The following is a 15360-nucleotide window of genomic DNA, read 5'->3' as shown; positions in this document are numbered from 1 at the left end:
CTATTACAGAAATTTTTAGAAAATTCCAAAAGAGGTTTGTTATGGGATACACAGTTGCTGTTGTCGGTGCTACAGGTGCCGTAGGTGCTCAAATGATCAAAATGTTAGAAGAATCAACTCTTCCAATTGAAAATATTCGCTACCTTGCGTCTGCACGTTCTGCAGAGAAGGTCTTACAATTCAAGGGTCAAGATGTGACCATTGAAGAAACCACAGAAGATTCTTTTGAAGGTGTTGATATTGCTCTTTTCTCTGCTGGTGGTTCAACTTCTGCAAAATTCGCACCTTATGCTGTTAAAGCAGGAGCAGTTGTTGTAGATAATACTTCCTACTTCCGTCAAAATCCAGATGTACCACTGGTTGTTCCCGAAGTGAACGCTCACGCCCTTGATGCTCACAACGGAATCATTTCTTGTCCTAATTGTTCAACTATTCAAATGATGGTGGCTCTTGAGCCTGTTCGCCAAAAATGGGGCTTGGAACGTATCATCGTATCTACTTACCAAGCTGTCTCAGGTGCTGGTATGGGTGCTATTCTTGAGACACAACGTGAGTTACGTGAAGTTTTGAATGAAGGTGTGAATCCACGTGATGTCCAAGCAAACATCTTGCCATGTGGTGGGGACAAGAAACATTATCCAATCGCCTTTAATGCTCTTCCTCAGATTGACGTCTTCACTGACAATGACTACACTTACGAAGAGATGAAGATGACAAACGAAACCAAAAAAATCATGGAAGACGATAGCATTGCCGTATCAGCAACCTGTGTGCGTATTCCGGTCTTGTCAGCTCACTCTGAGTCAGTCTATATTGAAACAAAAGAAGTGGCCCCAATTGACGAAGTGAAAGCAGCTATTGCTGCCTTCCCAGGTGCAGTTCTTGAAGATGATGTTGCTCATCAAATCTATCCTCAAGCAGTCAATGCTGTCGGTTCACGTGATACATTCGTTGGACGTATCCGTAAGGACTTGGATGCAGAAAAAGGAATCCATATGTGGGTGGTATCTGATAATCTTCTAAAAGGTGCAGCTTGGAACTCAGTTCAAATCGCAGAAACTTTACATGAACGAGGTTTAGTTCATCTAACTGCTGAATTAAAATTTGAATTGAAATAATGTGTAGGAGTTCTTTTGAACTCCTTCTTTAAAGTAGAGAGGTGTTTTGTATGTCTTATCAAGATTTAAAAGATTGTAAAATTATCACGGCTTTTATTACTCCTTTCCATGAGGATGGTTCTATAAATTTCGATGCGATTCCAGATTTAATTGAGCATTTATTGGCTCACCATACGGATGGTATCCTTCTAGCAGGGACAACCGCTGAGAGTCCAACCTTGACCCACGATGAGGAGTTGGAATTATTTGCCGCCGTTCAGAAGGTTGTCAATGGCCGTGTTCCCTTAATCGCTGGTGTGGGGACAAATGACACACGTGACTCTATCGAATTCGTTAAAGAAGTAGCAGAGTTTGGTGGTTTTGCGGCTGGTCTTGCGATTGTTCCTTACTACAATAAACCTTCCCAAGAAGGGATGTACCAACACTTCAAAGCTATTGCAGATGCCTCTGATTTACCAATTATTATCTATAATATCCCTGGACGTGTAGTAGTCGAAATGACTCCAGAAACTTTACTTCGCTTAGCAGAACATCCAAACATCGTTGGTGTCAAGGAATGTACGAGTCTGGCTAACATGGCTTATTTAATCGAGCATAAGCCTAAAGAGTTTTTAGTTTATACTGGTGAAGATGGAGATGCTTTCCATGCGATGAATCTTGGTGCTGACGGGGTTATCTCTGTTGCATCACATACCAATGGTGATGAGATGCATGAAATGCTTACGGCTATTGAAGAAAGTGACTTGAAGAAAGCAGCGGCTATTCAACGTAAATTCATCCCTAAAGTCAATGCTCTTTTCTCTTATCCAAGTCCTGCACCCGTTAAAGCAGTTCTCAACTATATGGGATTTGAAGTTGGGCCAACTCGCCTACCGCTAGTTCCTTGCCCTGAAGAGGATGCCAAACGCATTATCAAGGTTGTTATTGATGGGGACTATGAGGCAACCAAGGCAACTGTCACAGGAGTTCTTCGTCCTGATTACTAAAATCATCATTATTAATAATGGAAACTTCCTAAAAAAGTTAAATTTTTGGGAAGTTTTTTTCATTTTTTACGAATAAATAAATAGATAGAAAAAAAGGAGTCGATCATGAAAATTAAGATTGATAATTTTGAAATTTATAAGTTAAAACAGGCAGGATTAAGTAATCAACAAGTGTTAAATGTTCTTCAATATGGAGAAATTTATGATCAAGAATTGAGTTTAGAGACCATCGCAGAAGCTTCAGAGTGTCGAAATCCAGTGGCTTTTATGGAACGTTATCACAAACTTACCTTTGAAAGTATGGAACGATTGCAAAAGGATTTTGAAAAGTTTCCTTCATTTTCTATTTTGGATGATGTTTATCCAATTGCGCTAAGTGAAATTTATGATGCTCCTGTATTGATATTTTATAAAGGAGATTTAAATCTCTTAAAATTACCAAAGATTGCAGTTGTGGGTAGTCGCTCTTGTAGTCAAGTAGGTACAAAATCTGTGAAAAAAGTTATTGAAGAACTTGAAAATGAATTGGTTGTAGTAAGCGGACTTGCTAAGGGAATTGACACAGCAGCCCACATGTCAGTTCTACAAAAAGGTGGTAAAACGATTGCGGTTATCGGGACGGGTCTAGATGTTTACTATCCTAGAGCCAATAAACGTTTACAGGAATATATTGGAGACAATCATTTAGTATTAAGCGAGTACGGTCCAGGTGAAGAACCCTTGAAATATCATTTCCCAGCTAGAAACCGGATTATTGCAGGCTTGTGTAGAGGAGTCATTGTGGCTGAAGCCAAGATGAGATCAGGAAGTTTGATCACTTGTGAACGTGCTATGGAGGAAGGTAGAGATGTATTTGCTATCCCAGGTTCTATTTTGGATGGGCGCTCAGATGGGTGTCATCATTTGATTCAGGAGGGAGCAAAGTTGGCAACATGTGGGCAGGATATTCTCGGCGAATTTGAGTTTTAGACATAGAATCATTTCATCTAGCAAACTTTTCTTCTATTATATGGGTGTTAAGTCTTGACAGGTTTTTAAAAATGGTTTACACTTTATAAAGTTTATTACTTTGAAAAGGTGTGATACTGTGGCTACGGCAACAAAGAAGAAAAAATCAACAGTTAAAAAAAATCTGGTAATCGTGGAATCGCCTGCTAAGGCTAAAACGATTGAAAAATATCTAGGCCGGAACTATAAGGTTTTAGCTAGCGTCGGTCATATTCGTGACTTGAAAAAATCAAGTATGTCAGTCGATGTGGAAAATAATTACGAACCGCAATATATCAATATTCGAGGAAAAGGTCCTCTAATTAATGACTTAAAAAAAGAAGCAAAAAAAGCCAATAAAGTTTTTCTTGCAAGTGACCCGGACCGTGAAGGAGAAGCGATTTCATGGCATTTGGCTCATATTTTAAATCTTAATGAAAATGATACAAACCGTGTTGTTTTCAATGAGATTACCAAGGATGCGGTCAAGAATGCTTTTAAAGAACCTCGTAAAATTAATATGGACTTGGTAGATGCTCAACAAGCTCGACGTGTTCTTGACCGCTTGGTAGGATATTCGATTTCACCTATTTTATGGAAGAAGGTCAAGAAGGGCTTATCAGCTGGACGTGTGCAATCTATCGCACTTAAATTAATCATTGACCGTGAAAATGAAATCAATGCCTTTCAGCCAGAAGAATACTGGACTATTGATGGTACTTTCAAAAAAGGAACCAAACAATTTCAAGCTTCTTTCTTTGGTTTGAATGGTAAAAAAATGAAGCTCACCACCAATGATGAGGTTAAGGAAGTTCTTTCTCAGCTAACCAGTAAAGACTTTATGGTGGATCATGTTGATAAGAAAGAACGCAAGCGAAACGCTCCGCTTCCTTATACCACTTCCTCTATGCAGATGGATGCGGCTAACAAGATTAACTTCCGTACTCGTAAAACCATGATGGTTGCCCAACAACTCTATGAAGGAATCAATATTGGTACAGGTGTTCAAGGTTTGATTACCTATATGCGTACCGATTCTACTCGTATTAGTCCTGTAGCTCAAAATGAAGCTGCAGGCTACATCAATGAACGCTTTGGTAGTAACTATTCTAAGCATGGCAGTCGGGTAAAAAATGCTTCTGGTGCTCAGGATGCCCACGAAGCCATTCGTCCTTCTAGTGTTTTCAATACACCAGAAAAAATTGCTAAGTATTTGGATAAAGACCAGCTTAAACTCTATACACTCATCTGGAATCGATTTGTAGCGAGTCAGATGACTGGTGCGATTTTTGATACCATGGCTGTTAAACTTTCGCAAAATGGCGTTCAATTTGCTGCTAATGGTAGCCAGGTTAAGTTTGATGGTTATTTGGCGATTTACAACGATTCTGATAAAAATAAGATGCTGCCAGATATGAAAGTAGGAGATGTGGTCAAACAGGTCAATAGCAAACCTGAACAACATTTCACACAACCACCGGCACGATATTCAGAAGCAACACTGATTAAAACCTTGGAAGAAAACGGAGTTGGACGTCCATCAACTTATGCTCCAACCATTGAAACAATCCAAAAACGTTACTATGTAAGACTAGCATCTAAACGCTTTGAACCAACTGATCTAGGTCAAGTCGTAAACAAGCTGATTGTCGAATACTTCCCAGATATTGTTAACGTGAAGTTTACCGCTGAAATGGAAGGTAAACTGGATGATGTTGAGGTTGGAAAAGAAGAGTGGCAACGGGTTATTGATGAATTTTACAAACCATTCTCTAAAGAGGTTGCAAAAGCTGAAGCAGAGATGGAAAAAATTCAAATCAAGGATGAACCAGCAGGATTTGACTGTGAAGTTTGTGGTAGTCCGATGGTGATTAAAATTGGACGATTTGGTAAGTTTTACGCATGTAGCAATTTCCCAGATTGTCGACACACACAAGCTATTGTCAAAGAAGTCGGTGTTACCTGTCCAAGCTGTCATCAAGGGCAAATCATCGAACGCAAAACCAAACGTAATCGACTTTTCTACGGATGCAATCGTTACCCAGAATGTGAGTTTACCTCTTGGGATAAACCTGTTGGACGTGATTGTCCTAAGTGTGGTCACTTCCTGATGGAGAAGAAAATCCGTGGTGGTGGTAAACAAATTGTATGTAGCAACGGTGACTACGAAGAAGAAAAAGTTAAATAAAAGTGAAAGGACTGAAGTAGATATTTTAGTCCTTTTCTAATTTAAACTTGACAGATTTCATCTTTTTATGCGAAACTAGAAGAAGATTATACTGACCTAGGAGTAGACATGCGTATCATTTATCTCAGTATTGGATTCATCTCATTAGCCCTGGCAATCATTGGTGTTGTTTTACCGCTATTACCAACAACTCCTTTTCTCTTATTGTCAATCGCTTGCTTTTCTAAATCTTCCAAACGGTTTGAAGATTGGCTCTATCATACCAAACTTTATCAAACCTATGTTGCTGACTTTAGAGAAACTAAGTCTATTGCGCGTGAACGTAAGAAGAAAATCATTGTTTCGATTTATATCTTGATGGGAATCTCCATCTATTTTGCTTCGCTCTTACCTGTAAAAATTGCTTTAGGTTGCTTAACAGTATTTATAACCTATTATCTATTTAAGGTGATTCCAGATAAGGAATAGCTTTAATAAGTCGTATTTTTCCTTGATAAGAAATGAAGGTTGCTTAAAACAATATGATATAATAACATTAAATAGATCTTCGAGGAGAATCAAATGATTTACGAATTTTGTGCTGAAAATGTGACCTTGATTGAAAAGGCCATGCAGGCTGGAGCTCGACGTATTGAGCTCTGTGATAACCTTGCTGTTGGTGGAACGACACCAAGCTACGGAGTAACCAAGGCAGCTGTTGAACTAGCATCTAACTACGATACGACTATTATGACTATGATTCGTCCACGTGGTGGTGATTTTGTTTACAATGATCTAGAAATCGCCATTATGCTTGAGGACATTTGTATAGCTGCTCAGGCAGGTGGCCAAGGAGTTGTCTTTGGTGTATTGAGAGCGGATAAGAAGCTGGATAAGTTCAACCTTGAAAAATTGATTGCTGCTTCTAAAGGCATGGAAATTGTTTTCCACATGGCTTTTGATGAATTAAGCGATGAAGATCAGTTGGAAGCCATTGATTGGCTTAGTCAAGCTGGAGTGACACGCATCTTGACTCGCGCTGGTGTATCTGGAGATTCGTTAGAGAAACGATTTGCTCACTATCGTAGAATTCTAGAACACGCTGCAGGTAAAATTGAAATCCTACCAGGTGGAGGTATTGACATGGACAACCGTCAAACCTTTATCGATCAACTAGGTGTGACACAATTACATGGAAAAAAGGTTGTCTTTTAAAAAATAGAAAGGAACTGCTAGCTTTTTGTAGCAGTTTTCGCTTATGTTTGAAATTTTTAAGTCCTATCAATTTAATACTAAGAAGGCTAAAGAATATGGATTTGTAGAAAATCAAGGAATATGGACCTATAGTTCGACTATCTTGCAGGGAGACTTTCTAATGGTAGTTACAGTTGACGATGGAGACTTATCTTTTCAAGTTTATGACCAAGAAACCGGAGATCTTTATCCTCAAGTTCATATGGAAAGTATGAGAGGTACTTTTGTTGGAACTGTTCGTGAAGCTTGTTTAGAAGTTCTTTATGACATTCGAAAGTCTTGTTTTGAGGTGCAGGATTTTATCTGTCCTCAGACCAAGAGAATCATGACACTTGTTCAAGAAAAGTATGGAAATCAATTAGAATACCTTTGGGAGAAATCACCTGATACGGCGGTTTTGCGTCATGAAGATAATCAGAAGTGGTATGCAGTGCTAATGAAGATTTCGTGGGAAAAACTGGATAAAGCACAAGAAGGACAGGTAGAAGTCGTTAATCTTAAGCATGATCAAGTTGCTGATTTATTAGTAGAAAAAGGCATTTACCCAGCTTTTCATATGAATAAACGCTATTGGATTAGTCTGCCACTTGATGATACTCTAGCTGACGAAAGGGTTTTTGAACTATTTGAAATAAGTTGGTCTTTGACTTCAAAAAAAGAAATAGGATAAAACAACTGACAAGGAGGCTTATACACAGATGATTGATATAAAACAACTTGCTAGCATTCTACTCTTGCTATGGAATTTCTTTATCTTTATCCTATATGGAATAGATAAATATAAGGCCAAACGCGGATACTGGAGAATTCCAGAGAAGTATTTACTCTTAGGAGCTTTTATACTTGGTGGCTTTGGAGCCTGTATGGCAGGACTCATGTTCCATCATAAAACTCGAAAATGGTATTTTAAAACGGTATGGATTTTGGGGATGGTGGTAACAGTAGGAACTTTATATATGGTTTGGAAATGAATTTTATGATGATTGGTTGTATTCTGAGAGGTACTAACTATCAAGTAACATTATAATGGAGCAATAAAAAAATAGAGATATTAAAAAAATTTTCAAAATAATATAAAACAAATTTAGAGAGCCTATAAACTCTCTATTTTTTGTGAAATAACGAGTAAAATCCGAACATAATAATTTTAATACTTCAAAATGTTTGACAAAAACTTTACCTTAGTTTATAATCGTTAAAGGAAACGTCGGAAAAGGCGTAGTGATGCGAAAGCATAGGTAGGTCATTATAAAAGAAACGAGACATCGAAATGTTAAACGAATTTCCGATTTTTGACTATGAAGATATTCAGCTCATTCCAAATAAATGTGTGGTCAAAAGTAGATCTGAGGTTGATACTCATGTTACTTTAGGAAATCATACATTTAAGTTACCTGTCGTTCCTGCAAATATGCAGACAATTTTGGACGAAGATGTGGCAGAACAACTTGCCAAGGATGGTTATTTCTACATTATGCACCGTTTTGATGAAGAAGGACGAATCCCCTTTGTGAAACGCATGCATGATAAAGGCTTGATTGCTTCTATATCTGTTGGAGTTAAGGAGTACGAGTATGATTTTGTGAGTCAACTCAAGAATGACGCTCCAGAGTATATCACCATTGATATTGCTCATGGTCATTCAGATAGTGTGATTTCCATGATTCAACACATCAAGAAAGAATTGCCAGAGACTTTTGTCATTGCAGGTAATGTTGGAACTCCAGAAGCTGTGCGTGAACTTGAAAATGCGGGTGCCGATGCTACTAAAGTTGGAATTGGACCTGGTAAGGTATGTATTACTAAGGTTAAAACTGGTTTTGGTACTGGTGGTTGGCAGTTAGCAGCTCTTCGTTGGTGTGCTAAGGCTGCTCGCAAGCCTATCATTGCTGACGGTGGTATTCGGACACATGGAGATATTGCTAAGTCAATCCGATTTGGTGCCAGAATGGTCATGATCGGTTCTCTGTTTGCTGGACACATTGAAAGTCCAGGAAAAACAATTGAGATTGATGGAGAACAGTTCAAAGAATATTATGGTTCGGCTTCTGAGTATCAAAAAGGTGCTTATAAAAATGTCGAGGGTAAAAAGATTCTTTTACCAGTAAAAGGTCACTTACAAGATACTTTAACTGAAATGGAGCAGGATTTGCAAAGTTCAATTTCTTATGCTGGGGGTCGTAAGGTTGCTGATCTTCGTCACGTTGACTATGTCATTGTGAAAAATTCCATCTGGAATGGAGACGCTCACTAAATCGTATTTTTTACTCATTTATATCACGAATTGGCGTGGTGTTTCTACAAGGTACCGTAAATACCTAGCAATGAGTAAGTCACAGGAGAGTATGGTTACTGGACTATATTTCTTATCGGGGACTTACTTGGTAGGTCCCTTTTTCTTTCGGAGGTTACTATGAAATTATTGGAAGAACGGATTTTAAAAGATGGGAATGTTTTGGGTAAAGATATTCTCAAAGTGGATTCTTTCTTAACGCACCAAGTAGATTATTCTTTGATGCGTGAGATTGGGCGTACTTTTGCTCAACATTTTAAAGAGGCTGGTATCACCAAGGTTGTAACCATTGAAGCATCAGGAATTGCTCCAGCTCTTTATGTAGCAGAGCAACTAGATGTGCCGATGATTTTTGCTAAAAAAGCTAAAAATATTACCATGATTGAAGGTATTTTAACAGCAGAAGTTTACTCATTTACCAAGCAAGTGACAAGCACAGTGTCTATCGCTGGTAAATTTTTATCCCCTGAGGATCATGTTCTCATTATTGATGATTTTTTGGCCAATGGTCAAGCTGCTAAAGGGTTGATTGAAATCATTCAACAGGCTGGTGCTAGTGTTGAAGCGGTTGGGATTGTGATTGAAAAATCTTTCCAAAAGGGCCGTGAATTGCTAGAAAATGCTGGACAAACAGTCGTATCATTAGCTCGTGTGGAACGTTTTGAAGATGGAAAAGTAATTTTTAAGGAGGCAGACATCTAATGAACAAGCAAGAAAAACATTCACAAGCAGCCATACTAGGGTTGCAACATTTATTGGCGATGTACTCAGGATCAATCCTGGTTCCTATCATGATTGCAGGTGCTTTGGGATATACCACCGAGCAATTGACGTATTTAATTTCAACAGATATCTTCATGTGTGGTCTTGCAACTCTTTTGCAAGTGCAACTGCATAAACAATTTGGGATTGGACTTCCAGTTGTTCTTGGTGTGGCTTTCCAATCAGTGGCTCCCTTAATTATGATTGGTCAGAGTCATGGTAGTGGTGCCATGTTTGGTGCCTTGATTGCTTCAGGGATTTATGTGATTTTGGTTGCAGGAGTCTTTTCTAAAGTAGCCAATCTCTTCCCTTCAATTGTTACTGGCTCTGTCATAACAACGATCGGTTTAACCTTGATCCCAGTAGCTATCGGAAACATGGGAAACGGAAGCAATGTTGAAAACCCAACGGGAGAAAGTCTGGCACTAGCTGTTATTACGATTTTGATTATTCTCTTGGTCAACATCTTGACTAAAGGTTTTATCAAATCCATTTCGATTTTGATTGGTTTAATCACAGGGACTGTAATCGCTGCTTTTCTAGGCTTGGTTGATTTTTCTCCAGTAGCAAATGCACCTCTTGTTCACATTCCAAGTCCTTTCTATTTCGGAGCTCCTCAGTTTGAAATTTCTTCCATCGTTATGATGTGTATTATTGCTACAGTATCTATGGTTGAGTCAACCGGAGTTTATCTTGCCCTTTCAGATATTACAAAAGATCCGATTGATAGTACTAGACTACGTAACGGTTATCGTGCAGAAGGTCTAGCAGTATTATTGGGAGGTATCTTTAATACCTTCCCATACACTGGATTCTCACAAAATGTAGGTTTGGTGAAATTATCTGGTATCCGTACACGTTTGCCAATTTATTACGCTGCTGGTTTCCTGATTCTTTTAGGATTATTACCTAAGTTTGGAGCCTTGGCACAGATTATTCCAAGTCCAGTTTTGGGTGGAGCTATGCTCATTATGTTTGGTTTTGTTTCTATCCAAGGAATGCAAATTTTGTCACGTGTTGATTTTGCACACAATGAACATAATTTCCTGATTGCTGCTGTATCTATTTCAGCTGGTGTAGGGTTAAATGGAAGCAATCTTTTTAATAGTCTACCAACTGCTTTCCAAATGTTCTTTTCAAATGGGATTGTGGTTGCCAGTGTACTTGCTATCCTACTAAATGCAATTTTAAATCGTAAAAATAAAAATTAGGTGGGAAGAGATAAAAATCTCTTCTCACTTTTTGTTTTTAAGGTTCTATCTACCTTATAGGCCCATTTTTATGGTAAAATAGTTCTATGAACGAAAGAATGAATGAGTTAGTAGAGTTACTAAATCGTTATGCGACAGAATATTACACAAGTGACAATCCATCTGTATCTGATAGTGAGTATGACCGCTTGTATCGTGAGTTAGTGGAGTTGGAGCAGGCACATCCAGAACAAGTCTTGCCCAATAGTCCGACTCATCGTGTGGGGGGAAAGATTCTTGATGGTTTTGAAAAATATAGTCACCAGTATCCTCTATATAGCTTGCAGGATGCTTTTTCTCGTGAAGAATTACTTGCATTTGATGCGCGTGTTCGAAAAGAATTACCGAATGTTACCTATATTTGTGAATTAAAGATTGACGGTCTCTCCATTTCATTAACCTATGAACAAGGAGTTTTAGTAGTTGGAGCGACGCGTGGAGATGGCTCAATCGGTGAAAATATTACAGAAAATCTAAAACGCGTTAAAGATATTCCATTGACATTGCCAGAAGCGCTCGATATGACTGTTCGTGGTGAATGTTATATGCCCAGAGCTTCCTTTGACCAGGTTAATCAATCTCGTCAAGAAAATGGAGAGCCAGAGTTTGCTAATCCACGAAATGCTGCTGCAGGAACCCTACGCCAATTAGATACAGCAGTAGTAGCTAAGCGTAATCTCGCTACCTTCCTCTATCAGGAAGCTAGTCCTTCTACTCGAGATAGTCAAGAACAAGTTTTAAAACACTTGGAACAGTTAGGTTTTGTTGTCAATCCTAGACGTGTATTAGCTCACAGTATGGATGAGGTTTGGCAATTTATCCAAGAAGTAGGTCAAGAACGAGACCAGTTGTCTTATGATATCGACGGAGTTGTGATTAAGGTTAATGACCTTGCTGGTCAAGAGCAGTTAGGTTTTACTGTGAAGGCTCCCAAGTGGGCTGTAGCTTATAAGTTCCCAGCTGAAGAAAAAGAAGCTAAACTACTTTCTGTTGATTGGACAGTAGGGCGTACGGGTGTAGTGACGCCAACGGCTAATCTAACACCGGTCCAACTTGCTGGTACAACTGTTAGTCGAGCGACTCTCCATAATGTGGATTATATTTCTGAAAAGGATATTCGTAAGGCTGATACAGTTATCGTCTATAAAGCTGGAGATATCATTCCTGCAGTCTTGCGTGTCGTAGAATCTAAGCGGATTTCTGAAGAAAAACTCGACATTCCAACAAACTGTCCAAGTTGTGAGAGCAAGCTTTTGCATTTTGAAGATGAGGTGGCTCTACGTTGTATCAATCCGCGATGTCCTGCTCAGATCATGGAAGGTTTGATTCATTTTGCATCACGTGATGCGATGAATATCTCAGGTCTTGGCCCATCAATGGTTGAAAAGCTCTTTGCAGCCAATTTAGTTAAGGATGTAGCTGATATTTATCGCTTGACCGAACATGATTTCCTCCAATTAGAGGGTGTGAAAGAAAAAACAGCTCAAAAACTTTATCAAGCTATTCAAGCTTCCAAAGAAAATTCCGCTGAAAAACTCTTATTTGGATTGGGAATCCGTCATGTTGGAAGTAAAGCTAGCAAATTATTAGTCCAACATTTTCATTCTATCGAGACACTAGCTCAAGCAGATCCAGAAGAAGTTTCCAACATTGAAACTTTAGGAAGTGTCATCGCACAGAGTTTGCAAACTTATTTTGCAACAGAAGGCTCAAAAATTCTTTTAAGGGAATTGAAAGAATTTGGTGTTAATCTAGATTACAAGGGACAGGTAGTTTCAGGTGATGCAGCTTTATCTGGTCTGACTGTCGTATTGACTGGAAAGCTAGAGCGCCTCAATCGCTCAGAAGCTAAATCTAAATTAGAAAGTCTGGGAGCCAAGGTTACAGGTAGTGTATCGAAAAAAACAGACCTTGTAGTTGCTGGAGCAGATGCAGGAAGCAAGCTCCAAAAGGCACAAGAACTGGGAATCGAGATTCGAGATGAAGCTTGGCTAGAGGGTTTGTAACCAGCACATATTTTACAATATCCGTTTTTTATTTCTTGATATCATTCGAATCATTTAAACAAGAAATGAAATGGTATAAAATCAACAATTAGAAATTAGGTAAATTTATGTACAATTATCCTGTACTTATTCATTACCATCGTAAAGATGAAGATTATGACGCATGCAATTATAGTAAAGATCCAATAGACACAGAAAAACTTAATAGAGTAAAAGAATATTTTGGAACTAAATTTTCATTGACTCAAGCAAGTGAAACACCTCTTGAACAGTTTATCTTTAGAGTAGAAAAGGACGGGGAGACAAGAGAATATCCTATCCGATTCAACTATTATCCACTTTTGACAGAAGTTTGGATTTTGGATGGGGATGATTCTGTTTATTATTCTGAAAATCCAGCCATTGCAAGTCCACACTATAAAGATCAAAATCCATTTGCTTTTGATAAAGCTATTAATAGCGCAAGCTTTGATCACCACTGGGGTTATCAAGGAGAATTGGGTTGCCGAGTTTCTGCTAACGAAACGAGCTTTAAACTCTGGTCGCCTACAGCAACAACTGTAAAAGTTGTAGTCTATGAATCAGCCAGTAATGACGCTGCTATCCTGAAAACTTATGAGATGAAACGTGGGAATAGTTATTCTTATAGTCACAAGGATAATACAATTGGTGTTTGGAGTTTAACAGTTCCAGAAGGTCTTGCAAGTCGTGCCTATCAATATCAGATCGATTTTCCACATCACCAATCATTGACGCGCGATCCATATACGACTGCAACGAGTCCAGATGGTAAACGTTCAGCAATTCTTTCAGAAGAAGAACGTCAAGTTGAAGGATTTGAAGTTAAAAACGGAACAGAAGCAACTTGGCGATTGGAAAATCCTTGTCAAGCTGTTGTTTATGAAATGCATATTCGTGATTTGACCAAGTCTGAAACTTCTGGTGTTGCTCCTGAATTAAGAGGAACTTTCTTGGGTGCAGCCCAAACTGGAACAGTCAACCAATACGGCCAGTCTACTGCATTTGACTACATTAAGGAATTGGGTGTGAACTATGTTCAACTACAGCCAATAGCTGATCGTCACAAAGAGTATGATGCAGATGGAAATGTGACCTACAACTGGGGTTACGATCCACAAAACTACAATGCACCAGAAACCAGCATGTCTACAAATCCAAATGATCCAGGTCAAGTTATCCGCGATTTGAAGACTATGATTCAAGCCTATCATGATGCTGGAATTGGCGTTATCATGGATGTGGTTTATAATCATACCTTTTCAACTGTTGATGCCCCATTCCAAACAACTGTACCAGACTACTATTACCGGATGAATCGTGATGGTAGTTATCAAAATGGAACAGGTGTAGGTAACGAGACAGCCAGTGAGCACGAAATGTTCCGTAAGTACATGATTGACTCCCTTCTCTATTGGGTGAATGAGTTTAATATTGATGGTTTCCGCTTTGACTTAATGGGAATCCATGATGTTAAAACCATGCAGATGATTCGTTGGGCAATGGATGAAGTTGATCCTAAAATTATCCTTTATGGAGAAGGTTGGGATATGGGAACTGGTCTTGCTCCCTATGATAAGGCTAAGAAGGACAATGCCTATCAGTTGCCAAATATTGGATTCTTCAATGATGACCAACGTGATGCTGTAAAAGGTGGCGAAGTCTATGGAGATATCAAGTCTGGTTTTGTCAGTGGAGCTGCTACTGAACCGATTGTTGCTAAAGCTATCCTTGGTAGCCGTGAACTAGGTTCTTATTTAAGCCCTAATCAGGTTGTTAACTACGTAGAAGCACATGATAATTATAATTTACATGATTTGCTGGCGACTCTTCATATAACGGAAGACCAAGAAAGCATCATGAAAAAGGTAGAAACAGCAACTGCCATGAATCTACTTATGCAAGGTATCTCCTTTATGGAACTTGGCCAAGAGTTTGGTCGAACCAAATTGGTACCTACAGGGGAAAATGGTGAGCTAACTCATGACGATCGCGAACGCGCTATGAATAGTTACAATGCTCCAGATGCAGTGAACCAGGTAGATTGGAACTTGATTAACGAACGTCAGGATAGTATTGAATTTATTCGTGAAATAATACGCCTAAAAACAAAGTGTGGTGCCTTTTCATATCCTACATATGAGGAAGTTTACCGTCACGTCTTTGTTCATACATCGGTTGAAAATAGTGGTTGGATTGTCTATGAAATTCAAGATGAGGACGAGCATTTCTTGGTTGTCTTTAATGCTAAAGGAGAATCTCACTATTATGAGAATGCAGGTAACCTTGAAGTGTTGATTTCTAATAGTCGATCAAACCAAGAAAATACTCTTGATAATGTAAGCGTAGCTGTCATGAATATTTTATCTTAAATCATCAAGCAAAACTCAAGATTTAATCTTGAGTTTTTTTTGCGTAAAATGTAAGAATATATCAAAATAAAAAAAGTTACAATAAATAGTTGAAAATTTCAGAAAATTTGGTAAAATGATATTATATATGATTAAACCGAACAAAAA

13 protein-coding genes and 1 riboswitch are annotated in these 15360 nt (G+C 38.6%); all 13 genes read left to right on the top strand.

Features of this window, described 5'->3' with window-relative positions; translation table 11 throughout:
* Positions 1-41: 41 nt before the first annotated feature.
* The 13 genes from HMPREF3237_RS05150 to pulA all read left to right on the top strand — a co-directional run bounded on the left by HMPREF3237_RS05150 (position 42) and on the right by pulA (position 15213).
* Complete coding sequence (locus HMPREF3237_RS05150) at positions 42-1118, top strand: aspartate-semialdehyde dehydrogenase (RefSeq protein ID WP_070889058.1); 1077 nt, start codon at positions 42-44, stop codon at positions 1116-1118.
* 50 nt (positions 1119-1168) lie between these two features.
* Positions 1169-2104 carry a 4-hydroxy-tetrahydrodipicolinate synthase gene (gene dapA, locus HMPREF3237_RS05145; protein WP_070889057.1) on the top strand — a complete coding sequence of 312 codons (936 nt, stop codon included), beginning with the start codon at positions 1169-1171 and terminating at the stop codon, positions 2102-2104.
* Between the two features lie 111 nt (positions 2105-2215).
* Complete coding sequence (gene dprA / locus HMPREF3237_RS05140) at positions 2216-3073, top strand: DNA-processing protein DprA (RefSeq protein ID WP_025168688.1); 858 nt, start codon at positions 2216-2218, stop codon at positions 3071-3073.
* A 118-nt stretch (positions 3074-3191) separates the two neighbouring features.
* Positions 3192-5279, top strand: a complete 2088-nt coding sequence (topA, locus tag HMPREF3237_RS05135) for a type I DNA topoisomerase (RefSeq protein WP_070889056.1) — start codon at positions 3192-3194, stop codon at positions 5277-5279.
* A 108-nt stretch (positions 5280-5387) separates the two neighbouring features.
* Positions 5388-5747, top strand: coding sequence for a YbaN family protein (locus HMPREF3237_RS05130; protein ID WP_070889055.1), 360 nt, complete (start codon positions 5388-5390; stop codon positions 5745-5747).
* Positions 5748-5840: 93 nt separating this feature from the next.
* The gene (locus tag HMPREF3237_RS05125; RefSeq protein ID WP_070889054.1) at positions 5841-6473 is read left to right on the top strand and encodes a copper homeostasis protein CutC; all 633 of its coding nucleotides are present in this window, start codon (positions 5841-5843) and stop codon (positions 6471-6473) included.
* 43 nt (positions 6474-6516) lie between these two features.
* Positions 6517-7182 (top strand): MmcQ/YjbR family DNA-binding protein, encoded by a 666-nt coding sequence (locus tag HMPREF3237_RS05120; protein ID WP_070889053.1) that lies wholly within the window; start codon positions 6517-6519, stop codon positions 7180-7182.
* A 31-nt stretch (positions 7183-7213) separates the two neighbouring features.
* The gene (locus HMPREF3237_RS05115) at positions 7214-7483 is read left to right on the top strand and encodes a DUF1294 domain-containing protein (protein WP_070889069.1); all 270 of its coding nucleotides are present in this window, start codon (positions 7214-7216) and stop codon (positions 7481-7483) included.
* 299 nt (positions 7484-7782) lie between these two features.
* Complete coding sequence (gene guaC / locus HMPREF3237_RS05110; protein ID WP_070889052.1) at positions 7783-8766, top strand: GMP reductase; 984 nt, start codon at positions 7783-7785, stop codon at positions 8764-8766.
* A riboswitch (purine riboswitch) is annotated at positions 8761-8857 on the top strand. Its footprint overlaps the gene before it by 6 nt.
* Before the next feature lie 68 nt (positions 8858-8925).
* Complete coding sequence (locus HMPREF3237_RS05105; protein WP_070889068.1) at positions 8926-9507, top strand: xanthine phosphoribosyltransferase; 582 nt, start codon at positions 8926-8928, stop codon at positions 9505-9507.
* Positions 9507-10778: a nucleobase:cation symporter-2 family protein gene (locus HMPREF3237_RS05100; protein WP_070889051.1), complete on the top strand. Its 1272-nt coding sequence runs from the start codon at positions 9507-9509 to the stop codon at positions 10776-10778. The genes HMPREF3237_RS05105 and HMPREF3237_RS05100 overlap by 1 nt, the downstream gene beginning before the upstream one ends.
* Before the next feature lie 86 nt (positions 10779-10864).
* On the top strand, positions 10865-12823 hold the full coding sequence (gene ligA / locus HMPREF3237_RS05095; RefSeq protein ID WP_070889050.1) for an NAD-dependent DNA ligase LigA: 1959 nt from the start codon (positions 10865-10867) through the stop codon (positions 12821-12823).
* Between the two features lie 107 nt (positions 12824-12930).
* Positions 12931-15213, top strand: a complete 2283-nt coding sequence (pulA, locus tag HMPREF3237_RS05090; protein WP_070889049.1) for a type I pullulanase — start codon at positions 12931-12933, stop codon at positions 15211-15213.
* Positions 15214-15360 lie beyond the last annotated feature (147 nt).

The organism is Streptococcus sp. HMSC34B10 (genome assembly GCF_001839505.1).
Classification (GTDB): domain Bacteria; phylum Bacillota; class Bacilli; order Lactobacillales; family Streptococcaceae; genus Streptococcus; species Streptococcus peroris.
This window is presented reverse-complemented; position numbering and strand designations above follow the sequence as displayed.

Bases quoted from the DNA above. Each gene is read 5' to 3' on its own strand.
- HMPREF3237_RS05150 (WP_070889058.1), top strand. From the start codon at position 42: ATGGGATACACAGTTGCTGTTGTCGGTGCTACAGGTGCCGTAGGTGCT.
- HMPREF3237_RS05120 (WP_070889053.1), top strand. From the start codon at position 6,517: ATGTTTGAAATTTTTAAGTCCTATCAATTTAATACTAAGAAGGCTAAA.
- guaC (WP_070889052.1), top strand. From the start codon at position 7,783: ATGTTAAACGAATTTCCGATTTTTGACTATGAAGATATTCAGCTCATT.
- HMPREF3237_RS05130 (WP_070889055.1), top strand. From the start codon at position 5,388: ATGCGTATCATTTATCTCAGTATTGGATTCATCTCATTAGCCCTGGCA.
- pulA (WP_070889049.1), top strand. From the start codon at position 12,931: ATGTACAATTATCCTGTACTTATTCATTACCATCGTAAAGATGAAGAT.
- HMPREF3237_RS05100 (WP_070889051.1), top strand. From the start codon at position 9,507: ATGAACAAGCAAGAAAAACATTCACAAGCAGCCATACTAGGGTTGCAA.
- dapA (WP_070889057.1), top strand. From the start codon at position 1,169: ATGTCTTATCAAGATTTAAAAGATTGTAAAATTATCACGGCTTTTATT.
- HMPREF3237_RS05105 (WP_070889068.1), top strand. From the start codon at position 8,926: ATGAAATTATTGGAAGAACGGATTTTAAAAGATGGGAATGTTTTGGGT.
- HMPREF3237_RS05125 (WP_070889054.1), top strand. From the start codon at position 5,841: ATGATTTACGAATTTTGTGCTGAAAATGTGACCTTGATTGAAAAGGCC.
- ligA (WP_070889050.1), top strand. From the start codon at position 10,865: ATGAACGAAAGAATGAATGAGTTAGTAGAGTTACTAAATCGTTATGCG.